The sequence below is a fragment of the Planctomycetota bacterium genome (genome assembly GCA_026387035.1).
In the GTDB taxonomy this organism is placed as follows: domain Bacteria; phylum Planctomycetota; class Phycisphaerae; order FEN-1346; family FEN-1346; genus JAPLMM01.
In genome coordinates, this window is sequence record JAPLMM010000220.1 from 1 (window position 1) to 17560 (window position 17560).

A 17560-nucleotide genomic window follows, 5' to 3' on the forward strand; every position below is an offset into this window, starting at 1 on the left:
TCGAGCAGCGCCTGGGCGGCTTCCTTCATTTCCGCGGAGGCGGCGGCCTGTTCCAGATACGGGCGTGCCTCGTCGCGGCGGCCGCCCGCACAGAGCACATAACCCAGGAGAAAGCGATGGGCGGGGGTCGCGCCTTCCCCCTTGGCGGAACGTTCGAGGTCGCTGACGGTCCGCTCATACATCTGCGCATCCGCATAGACGCTCTTCAGGTCGGGCAAATCGGCGGCCCACGCGGGGTGGACCCGCAGATAGCGGACAAGCACCAGCGACGCCTGATGGTAATAGGTCAGACCGAGGAGGGCGTGCGCGCGGCCAAAGGCGGCGGCGGGCCGGCCCGGATCAAGGGCCACGGCGTCGCTATAGATGCGGTCGGCCTCAGCAAAGCGGCCGGCCTTCATCGCCTCATGGGCGCGCCGAACCTGTTCGGCATACCGGCTTTCGGGCACTTTCTGCAACCCCCCTGCGGGCGGCGGCACGATCGCGCCCGTGTCCACACGCTGAGGAGCGATCTCGGCCGACACCTCCGTCTCGCCCGTTTCGGCCACCGAAGCCGCCTCGTCCTTCAACCAGTAGAGGGCTGAACCGCCGAAGGCCGGCGCCTCTTCCCCCGCCCTGTCCATGTCGCGGCGCGGATCGTACACGTTCTGTGGCAAAGTGCCTCTCAATCCATAGGCGCCGAAAGGCTCCGGTTCCTCCCCCTCGGGGCCCTGGGCCAGCGAAAAGGCCTGTTTGGCCTCCTCCCCGCCCTCCGTGTACGCCTCCAGCCTGTCCCAGAAGCCCTGCGGCAACGGCAGGTTGTCCGGAACGGCGGCCGCGCCGCCCTCCTCGCCCAGGAAAACGTCGGGCGACCAGAACACGATCCCGTTGCCCGGTTGCCCGTAGGCCTGCGGCAAGGGGATGGGGGCGTTGTATCCGTAGGAGCCGGCGTACGACGGGGCATACACCTGGGGCGGCGCAAAGCGCTGGTCCACCATCCCCGACGTCGTCACTGCCGCCGAGGAGGGGATATACGGCAGCGGCAGGCCGTACTCCACCCCGGTTCCCAAATCCTCCACGCCAACGCTGTCGCGTCGGAAATTGCTCAACCTGAGCGTCGGCAGGTTGGTCGTCAATCGGCCCCCGGAATCCTGGTACGGCGTGGTTCCCTGGAAGGACTTGCCCGCGCGCACGTTGCCCGTGATGACATAGTTCCGCTGCTGGGCCGCTTCGAATGAGTATGGGTCCGATTGCGCCGGCGGCGCATACCCGCCGTATCCCCCATAACCCCTGTACGCGGCATAGGGGTCGTAATTGCGGGACGTGGGGTACGGGTTGCCGCCGTACTGGGCCCGCCGGGAGCGCAGGTCGTAACGCATCGGAACAAACCGCTGGGCCAGCGCCGTCGAGCCCATCATCGAAATCGCGAGGGCGCCAAGAAGTGTCAAGGCGCCGATCCTCAAGGGCCTCATGGTCAACCCTCCCCGCAGCAGGCCTTCCACCGCCGCCTCTCGCGAGGCGCGGAGCCCGCTGCTTTTCTATCGGCATCTTCGGAGGCCTGGGCCTCACCCTAATTATAGCCCCGGAAGGATGGAGGGGGTAGGGGAAAGCCCCGGCGCGGGCGGGTTCGCCGCCCCGCTTGTCCCTGTCCATGTTGGACCCCTTTCGGGGCGGGGGGCTGGTCCCGGCGCCGGTCACGTCCCGTTGTGGACCTCGACGGGCTTCTCGGGGCTGTGGCTCGTTCCCTCGAAGTACAGATGGCCTTCCTTGACGCTGATGGTGATGCGATTTTTTCCCTTGTAGGCCCCGCGCAAGAGTTCCTCGGAGATATGGTCCTCGATGAGGTTTTCGATGGCCCGCCGCAGCGGCCTGGCGCCGAAGTCCGGGTTGTACCCTTTCTCGATGAGGAACTCCTTGGCCTCGTCCGTGAGGACGAGTTGGAGTCCCTGGCTTTCGAGGCGTTCGCGGACCTTCGCGAGTTCGATGTCGACGATGCTCGTCAGGTCCTCCCGCGTCAGGTTCCGGAACATGATGATGTCGTCCACGCGGTTCAGAAACTCCGGACGGAAGTGGCGCTCGACCTCCTTCATCAGCATCTCTTTGGTCTGCTCGTAGGTGACCTCGGTCGACTTCTTCCGGAAACCCAGGCCGGCCTGGTTCTTGATGATGTCGGCGCCGATGTTCGAGGTCATGATCACAACCGTATTGCGGAAGTCGATGCGCCGGCCGAACGAGTCCGTCAGGTTCCCCTCCTCCATGATCTGCAGGAGCATGTTGTAGACGTCGGCGTGGGCCTTTTCGATCTCGTCGAGGAGGACGACGCTGTAGGGCCGGCGGCGGATCCGCTCGGTCAACTGGCCGCCTTCTTCGTATCCCACGTAGCCCGGCGGCGCGCCCACGAGCCGCGACACGTTGTGCTTCTCCATGTACTCCGACATGTCGATCTGGACCAGCGCGTCCTCGTCGCCGAACATGAACTCCGCCAGCGCCTTGGCGAGCAGCGTCTTGCCGACGCCCGTCGGCCCGAGGAAGATGAAGCATCCCATCGGCCGGCGCGGGTCCTTGAGGCCCGACCGGCTTCGGCGCAGGCTTTTGGCGATCGCGTGGATCGGCTCGTCCTGGCTCACGACGCGCCTGTGGATCTCGTCTTCCATTTTCAGGAGGCGCTCCGTTTCCTCGCTCTCCAGGCGCGTCAGGGGGACGCCGGTCATACGGCTCACGACTTCGGCGACCGTCTCTTCGTCCACGATGCCTTCGACTTCCCGGCCCTGTTCGTGCCATTCGGCGACGAGCGAATCTTTCTTCGCACGGAGGGCGTCGGCGCGGTTCCTCAGTTCTGCCGCCCGCTCGTACGCCGACGCCGCCACCGCTTCTTCCTTCTCCTGGTTCACCCGCTCGAGCTCCTGCTCGATGTGGGTGACGTCCGGCGGGCGGGTCATCGTGCGCAGGCGGATCCGCGCCCCCGCCTCGTCAATGACGTCAATCGCCTTGTCCGGCAGGTAGCGGCCCGAGATATAGCGGTTCGACAGTTCCACCGCGGCCTCGATCGCGCCGTCCGTGATCTGGACGTGGTGATGGGCTTCGTACCGGTCCCGGAGGCCCTTGAGGATCGCGACGGTTTCCTTCGGGGTGGGCGGCTCGACGATGATCGTCTGGAACCGGCGCTCCAGCGACCCGTCCTTCTCGACGTACTTGCGGTACTCGTCGAGGGTGGTGGCGCCGATGCACTGGATTTCGCCGCGCGACAGGGCGGGCTTCAGGACGTTGGAGGCGTCGATGGCGCCCTCGGCCCCGCCGGCGCCGACCAGCGTGTGCAGTTCGTCGATGAAGAGGATGACGTTGCCCGCGCGGCGGACCTCGTTCATGACGGCCTTGATCCGCTCCTCGAACTGGCCGCGGTATTTCGTCCCCGCCACCATCATCGCCAGGTCCAGGACGACGATGCGCCGGTTCAAGAGGAGTTCGGGCACCTCGCTGGAGACGATCTGCTGGGCGAGGCTTTCGACGATGGCCGTCTTGCCGACCCCCGCCTCGCCCAGGAGGACGGGGTTATTCTTGGTCCGGCGGCAAAGGATCTGGACGACGCGTTCGATTTCGTTCTTTCGGCCGATGACCGGGTCGAGTTTGCCTTCGGAAGCCAGTTGCGTGAGGTCCCGGCCGAAGGAGTCGAGGGCCGGCGTCTTCGATTTGCCTCGCTGGGCCTCTGTCTCGGCCTCGCCGCCTTCCGTCGCCGCGCCGAGAATGTTGAGGATCTCGCTCCGCACGTCGTCGAGTTTCAAGCCGAGGTTCATCAGGACCTGGGCCGCCACTCCGTCGTGCTCCCTCAGCAGGCCGAGCAAGAGGTGTTCCGTCCCGACGTAGTTGTGGCCGAGGTTGCGGGCCTCCTCGATGGCGAACTCGATGACCTTTTTGGCCCGCGGCGTCTGGGGGAGTTTTCCCATCGTGACCATGTCCGGGCCGCTCTTGACGATCTTTTCCACTTCGAGGCGGATCTTCTTCAGGTCGATCCCCAGGCTGTGCAGGACGTTCGCCGCCACGCCCTGGCCCTCTTTGACCAGGCCCAGAAGGACGTGCTCCGTGCCCACGTATTCGTGGTTGAAGCGCTGGGCTTCCTGGTTCGCCAGCGCCATCACCTTTCGGGCACGGTCAGTAAACCGTTCAAACATCGTCTCGCCTCGCTGTCATGGGTGGGACTTCGCCCGAACCCGCTTCGCCGGCTCCGGAGACGTTTCCCGCGGCCCGGCGCTCCTGTATTCTACCTCGCCGGCGGCCGATTTCAACCCCGACGGTGCCAACGCCCCGCTCGGGGCGAACGCCGACCGTCTGCTTTATCGTCAGAATCCTCCCGTTGCCGCAGCAAAACCGCCTTCGGAAGGCCGAAAAAGGCCTTTTCGGCAAGTCTCGGACCGGACGGACCGACCGCCAGGTCACTTGGCGGCGCGCCCCGCCGACCCCGCGAGGGCCGACATTTCGCGCTCGATCTCAAAATCCCATCGCCCCGCGTCGTCCAGATACCGCGCCCGGACGAGGTGCCGCCGCGCCGTCGCCGCATCCCCCCGACGCCGCGCAATCATCGCCAACTGAAAGAAAGCCTCCACGTCGTCCGGGTCCGACTCGAGGAGGGCCCGGCAAACGGATTCCGATTCGTCCAGCCGATCCTGAAGGTACGCCACCAGGGCCGAGCAGAACCGGCCGTCGCGGTCCGTTTGCCCGACTCGCCTTATCGCCCGCAGGCGAAACCCAAGCGACGCCTGGGCGGCAACGTACACGCCCGCCGCCGATCCACGAAGGGCCCACTCCCACGACGAAACGGCCGCACCGGCCCGGAAAATCTCCAGTACCAGGGCGCCGCCGGTCAGGAAACCCCACGCGACGGCCATGGCCGCGCCGCCCTTCACAAAACCGACCCAGACGTGGCCCGCCCCGGGCAGAAGGAGGTCCGCCACCCAGATCCACACAGGATGAGCCGGGCATCGATTCATGGCGTCAGCTCCATCTCGAGGGCCGGCGGGATGCCTTGGTCCGACTCGGACGGCGTGAGCGGGATCTTGCGTTCCTCGTCGGGCCCGACGCCGTCCGGAACGAACGCCTCCGGCGCCGATGCCGCCAGGCGCGCCAGTTCCTTCTCCAGGAACTCGGCGGCGGCGAATTCGTCGGGAGCGCCTCGGCGAACGTCCTGGAGCGCCGCCGTCAACTCGCGCCGCCACGCGACCGGATCCAGCCGCGAGGGAAACGCCAACTGGCGTGTGGCCAGCGTCACTTCGACCCGGTCGCTCGGCGGCCGGCCCCCCTCCAACGCCTGAACCTCCCCAAAATAGGTGCGCTGGTGCACGCCCTCCTTCGCCTTCACCGAACCGGGCACGAGCCACAGCGTCCCCGGCCGGACGATCGCCGGGACCTGAACGGTCCCGTTCGGCGCGATCTTCAGCACCTCGAGGCGGTCGAGTCGGTATTTCGTCACGGTGTCTTCCGGCACACGGACGGCGGTCGGACTGCGCGTCTCGAAGGCCGCGTCGAACACCTGGCGGTTCCGGACGTTGCGGTCCCCTTCCGCCAGGCCCGCCCCGTTGTATTCGTACACGCGGAAGAGGACGTAGCCTTCCGCGGCGGATCGGCCCTCGGCGTCGCGCACCTGGAGCGTGTGGCCAAGGTCCGCCGGCAACGTGGGCCACACGACAAGCGGCACCGCGCACCCCGACGCCGCCGCACACCCCGCAACACCCAGCGCCAGGAGAAAGGCTCGAAGGGTCTCCATACGCGCTCCTTATAAGTTGCCCGGCGGCAGGGGTCAACCGTTTTCCCCGCCACGGGGGTTTGCCAAAACGGCAGCGCGGGGGCGACGGGCAGGGCGAAGTCTGTCGGAATGGCAGGCCGACCCGGCGAGGACCCTTTGTTGCAATCGCGGCCAGAAGTCCGTAGAATACCGTTGCTCGGGCCTCGCGATGCCTTTCCAGTCGTCCGGCGCCGGTGGCACGGGTTTTGCCGTAAAGATTAATTACGGGAGGGTTCCGGTGTCGGCACGCGGAGCCTTTTACCGTCTGACGGATCAGCGTGAGAAGGAGTGAACGCGATGGTTTCCAGAAAAGTCATCGGAATCGACCTGGGCACCACGAACTCCGTGGTGGCTGTCCGCGAGGGCGATAAGATCACCGTCATCGCGAACGCCCAGGGGAACCGCATCACCCCCTCCGTGGTCGCGGTGACCGACAAGGGTGAGCGGCTGGTCGGCCAGGTGGCCAAACGCCAGGCCATCACCAACCCGCGGAACACGATCTTCTCGATCAAGCGGTTCATGGGCCGGCGCCACAGCGAAGTCCAGGCCGAGGAAAAACTGGTCCCCTACGAAATCGTGGGCGGGGCCGAGGAACTGGTAAAGGTGCACGCGAGAGGCAAAGATTACACGCCGCCCGAAATCTCCGCCATGATCCTCCAGGACCTGAAGCGAACGGCTGAAAACTACCTCGGCGAGGAAGTCAAGAAAGCCGTCGTCACGGTTCCGGCCTACTTCAACGACTCACAGCGCCAGGCCACCAAGGAGGCCGGCATCATCGCCGGGCTGGAAGTGCTGCGGATCATCAACGAGCCGACCGCCGCCAGCCTGGCCTACGGCCTGGAGAAAAAGAAGAACGAGAAGATCGCCGTTTTCGACTTCGGCGGCGGAACGTTCGACATTTCGATCCTGGACGTCGGCGAAGGCGTCTTCGAGGTCATCGCGACGAACGGCGACGGGCACCTCGGCGGCGACGACCTCGACCAGCGCCTCATCGACCACATCTCCGACACCTTCAAGGCCGACTCTGGGATCGACCTGAGGAAGGACCAGATGGCCCTCCAGAGGCTCAAGGAGGCCGCTGAAAAGGCCAAGTGCGAACTGTCGACCGTCGCCGAGACCGACATCAACCTGCCGTTCATCACGGCCGACTCGAGCGGCCCGAAGCACCTGACGATGAAGATCACGCGGGCGAAACTGGAGGAACTCGTCCGCGACCTCATCGACCGCGCCCGCCGGCCCTGCCTCCAGTGCCTCGAGGACACCCGCAAACGCCGGGGCGCCGACTTCCGCGTCGACGAGGTCGTGCTCGTCGGCGGCCAGACGCGCATGCCCGCCATCGAGGCCCTCGCCAAGGAACTCTTCGGCAAGGACCCCCACAAGGGCGTCAACCCGGACGAGGTCGTCGCCGTCGGCGCCGCCATCCAGGGCGCCATCATCACGGGAGAAGTTAAGGACCTCCTCCTGCTGGACGTGACGCCCCTGTCCTTGGGCATCGAGACGCTCGGCGGCGTCATGACGCCGCTCGTCGAGCGCAATACCACCATCCCGACGGGAAAGAAGGAGGTTTTCTCCACCGCGGCCGACAATCAGACCACCGTCGAGATCCACGTGCTGCAGGGCGAGCGGCCGATGGCCCGCGACAACCGCACCCTCGGACGCTTCCAACTCGCGGGCATCCCCCCCGCGCCGCGAGGTCTGCCGCAGATCGAGGTCTCCTTCGACATCGACCACAACGGCATTCTGAACGTCAACGCCAAGGACCTCGGGACCGGCAAAGAGCAGTCCATCAAGATCCAGCAGTCCTCCGGCCTCTCGAAGGAGGAAGTCGAGAAGATGAGAAAGGAGGCCGAGAGCCATGCCGAGGAGGACAAAAAACTCCGCACCCTCGTCGACAAACGCAACCAGGCCGACGCCCTCGTCTACCAGGTCGAGCACACGCTGAAGGAGCACGGCGACAAACTCGGCGCCGACGACCGCGCCCGCATCGAGAAGGCCATCGGGGAGGTCCACGAAGCCCTCAAGGGCGAAGACCCCGCCCGCATCGACCGCGCCGTTGAGGCCCTCAACCAGGCCTCCCACAGCCTGGCCAAGATGCTCTATCAGCAACAGGGCCAAGGCGCCCAGGCCGGCGCCGGACACGCCGCAGGCCCCGGCCAGGCCGCACCCTCCGAAGAAAAGAAAGGCGGCGACGACGACGTCATCGACGCCGACTTTGAAGTGAAGGAGTAGTAACGAAGTGACGGAGTGACGAAGTAACGCAGGCGCCGCAGGCTGCTGCGCGCTCGTTTCTGTCCCGGCGTCACATGGCCGGTTGTCCAATCCAATTGGAGTCCAAAGATATTCCAAGCTGAAAAGCTGCATCCCGCCTACGTTACTCCGTCACTTCGTCACTCCGTCCCTTTCCTCTTCGGCAGGCTGAACACCAGGAGCCCCGACCCGACGAAGAGGTGCGCGAGCACCGTCTTCCACCACGCGATGCCCGGCACGAGGTAACTGTAACTTTCGCCGAACGGCGAAATCCGATACGTCAAGTCCTGCCGCACCCACACCAGGCCCAGTTCCTGCTCCGCCACGACCAGGGGATTGGCGTGGACAGCCACCTGGGCCGCCATCGCCTGGGCCGGGCCTTCCAGAAGGGCCAGCATCGGACCCGCCCACACGACCGACCCGACGACGATCCAGCCCACGAGGGCGACTATCCACTGGGCTGCTCGCGGGCCCGCCACGCGCTCCACGAGGACGCCCAGGCCCGCCAGAAACACCAGAAACCCGAGGGCGACCGCTTGGGTCCGAAGGACGCCGACCGCCGTCGCCCCGTCGACGAGCGAAGCCATCACGAGAAGCGCGCCCGCCAGGAGCACCACGGCCGCCGGCAGCCGCGCAAGCCGCGGCCCCAAACCGGCCCCCGGACGCGCGAGGACCGCGCCGGCCCATACGGGCAGCGCCATCATCTCGATCGCAACCACCATGCGAATCAGAGGCAGCACGGCCGCTCCTTCAGCTGAGAGTCGTCCCCCACAGCGCCCCTATCGTAGCCCGCACGACGGCCGACGACGAACAAAAAAGACGGGGGGAGTCCCGGCGCCGCCGGGACTCCCCGCCGTACCTTGCGACACTCAATGCTAGAAGTCATCGTACCCGAGTTTGTGCTCCTCCTCGGACTGGATAAGGATCTTCGGGCGGATGAGGATCAGGAGGTTGGAGTTGGTGCGGAGGCTGGCCCGGTTGTTGAAGAGGCGCCGCAGGATTGGGATCTTGTTGAGGATCGGGACGCCGGTTTCCACTTCAGTCTCCCCATATCGCTTGTTGCCACCCAGAAGGAGCGTCCCGCCGTCCGGCACGCTCACGGTCGTCCTCAAGTCGCTGAGCGACACCTGGGGCAAGTCGATGAGGAACACGGCGGGCAGGGCGCCCGGCACAATCGCCTCGATGGGCACCTGCCGCCAGTTGGCGACATTCGTGTCGGCGACTTGGGGCCTGAGGTCCAATTGGACATAACGCCGGTCGGCCGACACAGTGGCCTTGACGTCCAGGGTGGCACCGACGGGGATGGAGCCGACCACCGGATCCCAGGCCACGGCGGCCTCGGCCACGATCGGTTCGGCATCGGCCAGGTAGGTGATGACGTTTGAGATGCTGATGTAGGACCGCTGGCCGTTGTACAGCGTGATCCGCGGCGAGAAGAGCGTCGTGGACCGCGAATCGGCCTGGATGGCCCGCAGGAGGAAGCCGATCTGCAGGTCGTCCAGGAAGACGCCACTCACCGCCATGCCTCCTTCGTTCGCGGTAAAGGTTGCGAACGCGGTCCCCGCAAGCGGCAGCAGCGTCGAGGTCCCCAAGCCGTTCGAGCCGGTGCCCGATACGATGATCGGCGACCCCCATCGCGGCGTGCCGGCCACGCCGCCCACCTGGCCGGGCAGCGTGTCGAACGCGCCGGCGGCGGGGTCCTGCACGACTTGGCCGGCCGGGTTCCATCGCAGGGGGTTGGCGGCTGGGTCAAACTGGACGTCCACGTCCAGGGTGATATCCTGGAGGAAATCGTCGGCGACCGTGACAAAGCGGGCTTCGACGCTGATCATGATGGCGCGTTCGCGGCGGAGTTTTTCCAGCAGGTCGCTGACGCGCGTGTGCCCCTGGCGCGTCTGCGTGACGATCAACAGTCCGTTCATGTAATCGATCGCGGAGGGCCCGCCCTCGTCGGTCCAGGCGGCCACGCTGGGGTCGGCCAGGGTGTTGACATTGCGCTTGATGATGTCCACGAGTTCCTTCCAGCCGATCTGCTCGGTTTCCGCGGTCGCCGCCGCGCCGCCGCCGAACAACTCGCCGAACCCGCCGCCGCCGCTGCCGCTGGCGGCCCCCGCCGCGCCCGTCACGTCCCCGATCTCAAACCGCGGGGCGAGGCCTCCGAAGTCCGGAATGCTCGCCACCAAGTCCTGAACCGGGTACGTCACGATCGGCAGGTTCTGCTGCAACTTGGCGCGGGTCGTCACGAGGATGTACCCCGCCTCGACCTTGTACCCGAGGTCGGCGCCGAGGATCAGGCTCAGAACCGACTCGATCGACACGCCCTTGACCTTGAGGTCCACCACGCGCGTCGTCAGATCGATCCCCCCCGTCGCCAGGTCCGGATCCGGAACAATGTTCAGACCGCGCTTCACCTCGCTGATGTACTTCAGCACGTTGTCGAGGCTCGTGTGCTCGAAGTCCAGGTCGATCGTCTCCGCCAGGCGCGCGCGGGTCTGCGAGACGGCCGGCGGCTCCTCGGACACCATCTGCGTCAGTTTCCGGCGGAACACCGTCAGGTCCTGCCACATCTTGGCATCCGGATAGCGGAGGTAATTCGGCTTCTCCTTCGGGATGTAGTCGGTCATTTCGCCCGGATGGATGGCGGCCTGCTCCGTATCCACGAAGGCCTCGACTCTGCCCACCTGGCGGTCCTTTCGGACCCAAGTCTGGCGGACCTGCGACTCCGTATACATCATGTCGTCGCGCCACAGGCGGGCTCGATCGTTCTGCGGGTCGATCGCGATCAGCCGGTCCAGCACCTCGATCGCCTCGGGGAACTGCATCGAACGCCGCAGTTCCTTCGCGCGATCCCACAGTTGCTGGATCTTCTGCTGCTGGTCCTGCTCGTATTGGGCGATGCGTTCCCCTTCAGCCTTTCGGGAGGCGATTTCGGCCCGGCCCTTCCTGGCCGCTTCCGCCTCCGCCCTCTGCTTGTTGATCTGGCCCCGAAGCACGAGAACCTGTTCACGAAGCCCTTCCGCCTCTTCAGGCATCAGGACCCGCGCCAGGTCGATCAGCCGGTCCGCTTCGTCCAAAGGCCGCCGCGCCTCGTCGTAGTCCTCCGGCCGCTCCGCCTTCGTCTGGAGCCGTTCGCTCTCGCTCACCAACTCCAGAACGTTGGCCGTCACTCGCTGCCGTTCGATATCCCGGCTGATCTCGACGTGGCGGATCACCGGCTCCTCGCGTTCGCCCAGGAGGCGCATCACCTCGTCGCGGCCCTTGGCGGCGCGCTCGGACTCGGGCCACAGCGCCAGCGCCCGGGTGAAATGGATCTTCGCCTTCTCGTACTCACGGTCCTTCAGGGCCATTTCACCGAGTTGCGTCTCGTTCTCGGCCTCGGCCCGACGGGCCTGGTCGGCCAGGGTCAGTTTCTCCGCCGTCTCGCGGATCGCCGCCGCGGGAGCCGCTTCGACCGGTTCCGCCGGCGCAGCGACCTTGGCTTTCGCCGGTTCCGCCGGAGGAGCGACCTTGGCTTTCGCCGGTTCCGACGGCGCGGCGACGGCCTTCACGTCAACCGGCTCAGCCGATGCTACGACCACTTTCTCTTGGGGAGGCGTGGCGGCCGGTTGGCCCGCCAGTTTCTTCTCCAGGCTCCCGAGCGCCATCCGGTCAAAGATGCCGAGTTTCACGTCCATCGCCCTGATGCCAACGATCGCGGCGCGGGCCTCGGCCGTCTGACCCTTGTCGAGGGCCTGCTTGGCCTGGCCCAGGAGTTCCTTGGCCTTGGCCTCGGCCTGACGGTGGCGCTCCTCAGCCACCTGAAGGAGCCCCTTGGCCTGGTCGCGCTTGTCGTCTTCCAGATACGCGCTGTTGGCCGCCTGCGACAGGCTCTCAACGGCCGTCGCCACGCGCTTGGTGTCGAGGGCTTTCTGCCCCTCGGCCAAGGCTTGCTCGTCGGCCGCCTTGGCGCCGACGGCTTTCTGGGTCTTGGAGAGGAGGGAGTCGAATTTGCCCTTGTCCCAGAAGCCGAGGGTGTCGCGTTGAATCTCGTTGAGCCGCTTCAGCGCGGCATCGTACTTGTGGCCGTCGTAGAGCCGCGCGGCCTCGCTCAACAGTTGGTCGGCGGTCGGCAGTTCGGCCTCGGCGGCGATTGAAATTGCCTCGGCCGAGAGCAGCACCCCCACGATCCCGATAATCAATAGCATCCTCGCGGGTTTCAAAACGGACCTCCTTGTCTGCGACACAGGGAAACGAGACACCGCTCCCGGCAGGTGGGCCCCAAGGCCCCTCGGGAATTCGGAAATCCGTTGTCGGCGGTGCCTTCGGATGCCCCCACTACACCGACATCTCCATGCCCGACTTGGAATAATGTGGCATAACTCGAATGATTGCCGTTCGTTACCGCTCTTCTCTTCATCCGGCGACCGGGACACTCTAGCAAACCACCAAGGCTCCGCAAGCAAAATCTTGCCGGTTTTCGTCCCCTATGGGCCTCCCGGCCGCCGCGGGGCTCCGCCCTCCTGACCTCACCCCCAACCCCCTGGGCAACCCGGTCGCGGAAGCCCAAGATCCGGGGGTTTATCCGCCTTTTTTCGTGGCCGGGACGACCGCCGGTGCCGCCGCTTCACGCTCCTGCCGACGTTGATTCGCCTCTTTCTTGTCTTCCCAATCGATCCGCTGGCCCAGGTTGCCCTGGGTGTCCGAGAAAACCATGACATTCGTCGGTATGGCCTTCATACCCGTCGGCGTATAAGGGAACCCACGGATCATGTCCACCAACAGCACCCCGGGACTCAGGTCCACCGTCTCTGTCACATCCTTCCCGGAGCCCGGCACTTTAATCGGGACGAGTTTGCTGCAGACGACGGGCGTGCCCACCCGGCACGAGACGCTTCGGACGATGACCCATTGGCCGTGAATCCATCGGTGCAGTTCCAGGTTCGCCCGGTCGCCGGAGACACCCACGAAGTAGAAGTAAACCAGGCGCGGAATGGTAACCGCGACGGAAGGCTCGCTCCACTCGCCGACGCGTTCCGGCGTCCACTTCGCCTGCTCGTCCCCGCAATCCGGATGGCTGTACACCGGATTGAACACCGTGACGCGCATCCGATACTGGTACGTTCGCCCCGGGCGTACCGAAAGATCGTGGGCCCACACCTTGGCGTAGGTGTACTGAGGCTCGACCGGACCCGTCAGCGTCGGCCCGGCGGGCGTCGGCGCGACCGGCCCCGTCGGTTCGGTCAGCCACCACGCCGCGCTGGTCGGGGCCGCCGGCGCCGCCGGTCCCGCGCCCGAAGGAACTGCCGCCTCCGGCGAAAGCCCCGGGGCGGCCGGCGTCGCCGGTGCCCCCGCTCCCGCCGGCACCCGAAGACTCGGCTGCTCGACGCCCTTCACGTCACCGGCAATGTCGTGCACCCACTTGCCTTCCGCGTCCCGGGCCACGAGAACGACGAAGGGGATGCGGCGAACTTCCTCCTGCACCGCCAGGAGGCCCCGGGCCCACGCGATGACGGCCCGGCTGTCTCGACTGTTCTCCGGCCGGCGAGGCAGTTTGTCGATCGCGGCCTTGGCGCCCTGCCCTGTCACGGCTTCCCAATCGGACCAGGCGCCGTCCGGCTTTCGTTCCCGGCGCGACATCTCCACCCGCGTGATGACGATCGGCTGCGGCTCCACCCTCCCCGCCAGGTACTGCTCCAGTTGGAGGTCCAGATTGAATTTGCCGACGCAACTGACCCACGCGACGTCCGACAGGCCCTGCTCGGCCATCTTCTCCATGGGGTGACTGACGGCCTCCGGCGTGACGCCTCGGCCCGCAGCGGTCTGGACCTCCTCGACAGCCAGAATCTGCTTGGGCGGCGTGACCACCTTTTCCACCGGCAGCGGCGGCGGTCCAGTCGTCGGGATACCCCACACGAAATCCCCTTCCGGCCACTTGGGCGGCCGTTGCGCCAATCGGCGCTTGAACTCCGCCACCGTCAGCGGCAACTTCGTCAGGCCCAGTTGCCGCTGCTCCTCTTCCGGCAACACCTTCTCAATCGTGTCCTCGTCGCGACCGCCAATCTGCTGAATCAGACGGCGAATCACCTCGCGCTTCTCGACACGCGACTCCCGCAGGACCACCCACAGCACCACCGAGGCGATGAAGACCAGCCCCGTCGCCAGAACCACCACCTTCTCAAAATGCCGGCCCCACCACGATTCCCTCAGGTCGGTAGCCATTCGCTAAACTCCTTCAGCCCGGGTCACCCGGCGTGGGCAGCCTCGGCCCGGCGGAAAGTCCCTCGAAGATCAACCTGCCTGCGCCGGCGCCTCCGGCCCCGCGGCTGTTTGCGGCGGGTTCGTCACCCGTCCGCCCGCAAACTGGAAAACCAGCGACTCGCCTACCACCTCCAGCAGCACCACCCCGCCGTTCCCGTACACCTCCCGCGACGACGCCAGGAGGCTCCCCCGGAACCGTTCGAACGCTTCCGGCACGATCGGCTTCATGTGCCACGCTTCCACGCTCAGAAAACTCTCGGTCCCCTTGAGCCGGCGCAGCAGCTCGCCCGACCACCGCGATTCGATCACCACCACCAGGCGGAACGGCAGGACGAGGTAGAACCCGGGCTTGGAGAGCCGGCCCGACACCGTGGGAGCCCCGGACACACCCGCCGGGGCGGACGACGGAAGATACCGAGCCCCGCCCGTCCCCCCCTTCGAACCCTCCAGCGTCGCCACGCCGGCTCCGATCCGTATCTCCACCAGTTCCTTGATCGGCACGTTGCGAATGACGGGGGGCGGGACCGCCAGAGAGTCCCGGTTGATCTCCGCGAGGATGCCCACCAGGTCCGACATCAGCCAGAGGTCTTCCTGCGCGACGGCGCATTGGTCCAGCATCGGCGCTTCGGCCTTGTCCACCCAATCCGGCCGAACAAACGATTGTTGCGGGTGGGCGAACATCGTCGCCTGCTCGAACTTTTTCAGCCGGCCGGCCTTCTCGGCCTCGGGGGTGTCCTGCGGCAGAAGGGGAAGGATCGCCCCCAGCGTCTTCATGAACCGGTCCAGGGCCGGGTCGTATTCCGCCTTGAACGAGTGACGGAGATTTACGTCCGTGCTGCGGGGGAAAAGTCCCTCGACGAGCGGCTTGCGGGCCTGGCCCAGTTTCCGCAGATAATCCAGGATCTCCTCGTAACGCGCCTCTCGCTGTTTAACCTCGGCGGACATCTGCTCGATCAGTTTCTGGCCGTACAGCGGACTCCCCAGCAGATTTCGGGCCGCACCCTCGGTGCGCGCCAGTTTCGCCTCCAGTGCCGAACTTGGTCCGCGGTAGCCGAACTGGACCGTCACGAGAACCGCCGCGGCAATCACGACGAACCCCGCGCCCAGGGCCAGCAGAAACGCGTGGCGTTTGACGAATTCCATCATGCGTATTCTCCTCGCCGCCTCTTCCCCCCGGCCGAGACCGTCTCAGACCGACCCGTCGCGCCTCGCCGGTCCGGGGAGGCCTACAACGGCTCCTTCTCCGCCACGTTCCCCGTCGGCGCCGCCGGCGCCATCCCTTGGCCGGGCATCTTCACCACCCACTCGGCCACAAACCAGAAGTCGTTCCGGCGGTCGATCTCGACGGTCTGCGAACCCGCCGGCGCCTCGGCCGCGCCGCGCGCCTCGGAACGCGTAGAGCTGAAATCGGCAAACTCCCTCTGGTCGCCGAACCGGCCTGTCAGACGGACCTTCGCCAGTATCTCGTCGCCCGCAAGCGTTCGAAGCCGCACCGTCTGCGGGGCATTCTTCAATTTCTCGATCAGTTCGTCGTTGACGAACTGATGCCCGTCGCGAGCCGGTTTCGGCGTAATGCCGACAATCCGAACCAGAATCCCCGGCCTCGGTCCGCGGGTTCCCTTCGGCGCGGCCGGGGCCGACTCGCCTTCCGCCGGTGCCGCCGCCGGCGCTGCCGCCGGCGCCGCGCCGGCCTCGATCACTTCGATGTCGTCCAAGCCGGCGCTCGCCGAACCCGAGTACGGCCGAACGTCCGCCACGTACTGCGCCCTCAGGTCCAGCAGTTCCACGATCCTCAGGTCCGTGCGCGGCGGGGAGTTTTTCGCGGGATCGTACGTCCTCCACTTTTCGTCGTACGGCAACGCCTCCCAGACCGCCCGCGCCAACTCATAGGCATACGCCGGGTCCGACGCGACGGCTTCCACTTCCGCCAGTTTCGTCTGCCGCTCGACCAGCGATTGTTTCTCTTTCTCGAAGAGGGCCTGCTTGGCCGTGTTCTCCCCGGCCATTTGGCCGACGTCGCGTTCTATGCGGTCCACTTCGCCCGGCTGGCCCGCCAGTTCGCCGAAGCCCTTGATCTGGTCGTACCCGAAACATCCGATCGCGGCCACGAGACAGGCGGCCGCGCCGACGAAGAACGGCCGCTTCTTCCGCATGATCTTCTGGCTCAGGATTTCCGGCGGCAGGAGGCTCGTCTGGATCGTCGCCAGGCCGAGACCCTGGATCGCCAGACCGAACGCCACCCCGAACGACAGCACGTTCTCCCGGAACAGCGGCGCATTCAGCGCCGACGCGTCCGGCAGCGAGTGGAACCCTTCGATCGCCTCCGCCTCCAGGCCCAGGCTTTGGGCCAGGAAGTTCCGGAGCCCCGGCAACCGGAACGCGTTGCCCAGCGCCACCACGCGCTCGATCCGGCTGTCGCGGTGCAGGCTCGTGTAGTACCCGATCGACCGCTGAACTTCCGTCAAGAGGTCCCCGAACACCGGGCGCATCGCCTGGAACACCTTGCGCGCGTGTTTCGATTCCGCCGCGTGACGCTTCAGGTTCTCCGCCTTGGCGAACGGCAACTTGAACTGCTTGCAGAGGGCCTGCGTGAAGTTGTTGCCGCCGATCGGCACCGGCCGGATCCACACTCGCTCGGCGTCGGCGATCACGAGGTTCGTGTTTTCCGCCCCCACGTCGACGAGGATCGTCGCACCGCCCCCGCCCTGCTTGTCGTACATCAGGAAGTTGTAGAGCGCCACGGGCGCCATCTGAACGATGTCCGGCTCGATCCGCATCGCCAGAAAGTCCGCCACGTAGTCGGCGACGATCTCCCGCTTCATCGCGAAGATCCCGACTTCCACCTCGCGGGGGCCCGTCCCCGCCGGGCTCAGCGTCTGGTAATCCCACACCACGTCGTCCAGGTTGAACGGAATCTGCTGGCGAGCCTCGTACCGCACGATCTCCGGAACTTTGCGATGCTCGACGGGAGGCAACTTGATGAACCGCGTGAAACTCGCCTGCCCCGGCACGCTGACCACAATCGTCGAACCCTTGATGCTGTTGCGCCCGAGAAACTTCTTCAACGCGTGGCGGATCAACTGCTGTTCGTCGGCGTCCGGCTGGCTCAGAACCTTCGCATGCTCGATGACGTCGAACCCCACCGCCTGAAGGCGATTGTCGCGCCAACGCAACCGGATCGCCTTCAACGCGCATTGCCCGACGTCGATACCCCATACGGTCTTGGCGGTTGGCATAATGCGTACCTCACTTGGCGCGGGCGCCGCCGGCAAGTCCGACTCGTGGGCATCCGCGCCGGCCCGGGTGGGTCCGGGTCGACCGGCATGC

At 66.2% G+C, this 17560-nt stretch carries 10 protein-coding genes; 1 reads left to right on the plus strand and 9 read right to left on the minus strand.

Annotated elements, in window-relative coordinates:
- The 4 genes from NTX40_07785 to NTX40_07800 form a co-directional block, all read right to left on the minus strand.
- A partial coding sequence (locus tag NTX40_07785) for a tetratricopeptide repeat protein (protein MCX5648980.1) occupies positions 1-1424 on the minus strand: 1424 nt, incomplete at its 3' end.
- 246 nt (positions 1425-1670) lie between these two features.
- Positions 1671-4142 carry an ATP-dependent Clp protease ATP-binding subunit gene (locus tag NTX40_07790; protein ID MCX5648981.1) on the minus strand — a complete coding sequence of 824 codons (2472 nt, stop codon included), beginning with the start codon at positions 4140-4142 and terminating at the stop codon, positions 1671-1673.
- A 261-nt stretch (positions 4143-4403) separates the two neighbouring features.
- Positions 4404-4958 carry a tetratricopeptide repeat protein gene (locus NTX40_07795; GenBank protein ID MCX5648982.1) on the minus strand — a complete coding sequence of 185 codons (555 nt, stop codon included), beginning with the start codon at positions 4956-4958 and terminating at the stop codon, positions 4404-4406.
- A complete protein-coding gene (locus NTX40_07800) occupies positions 4955-5731 on the minus strand; it encodes a hypothetical protein (GenBank protein ID MCX5648983.1) in 777 nt (258 codons plus the stop codon). The genes NTX40_07795 and NTX40_07800 overlap by 4 nt, the downstream gene beginning before the upstream one ends.
- Positions 5732-6046: 315 nt before the next feature.
- On the opposite strand from NTX40_07800, the gene dnaK reads away from it, so the two are divergent.
- Complete coding sequence (gene dnaK / locus NTX40_07805) at positions 6047-7978, plus strand: molecular chaperone DnaK (protein MCX5648984.1); 1932 nt, start codon at positions 6047-6049, stop codon at positions 7976-7978.
- Positions 7979-8136: 158 nt separating this feature from the next.
- On the opposite strand, the gene NTX40_07810 is transcribed toward dnaK, so the two are convergent.
- The 5 genes from NTX40_07810 to pilM all read right to left on the minus strand — a co-directional run bounded on the left by NTX40_07810 (position 8137) and on the right by pilM (position 17469).
- The gene (locus NTX40_07810) at positions 8137-8736 is read right to left on the minus strand and encodes a hypothetical protein (protein ID MCX5648985.1); all 600 of its coding nucleotides are present in this window, start codon (positions 8734-8736) and stop codon (positions 8137-8139) included.
- Positions 8737-8871: 135 nt separating this feature from the next.
- Positions 8872-12195, minus strand: a complete 3324-nt coding sequence (locus NTX40_07815) for a hypothetical protein (protein MCX5648986.1) — start codon at positions 12193-12195, stop codon at positions 8872-8874.
- A 358-nt stretch (positions 12196-12553) separates the two neighbouring features.
- On the minus strand, positions 12554-14194 hold the full coding sequence (locus NTX40_07820) for a hypothetical protein (GenBank protein MCX5648987.1): 1641 nt from the start codon (positions 14192-14194) through the stop codon (positions 12554-12556).
- Between the two features lie 69 nt (positions 14195-14263).
- Positions 14264-15379, minus strand: a complete 1116-nt coding sequence (locus tag NTX40_07825) for a hypothetical protein (protein MCX5648988.1) — start codon at positions 15377-15379, stop codon at positions 14264-14266.
- A gap of 80 nt (positions 15380-15459) precedes the next feature.
- A complete protein-coding gene (gene pilM / locus NTX40_07830; GenBank protein MCX5648989.1) occupies positions 15460-17469 on the minus strand; it encodes a type IV pilus assembly protein PilM in 2010 nt (669 codons plus the stop codon).
- Positions 17470-17560 lie beyond the last annotated feature (91 nt).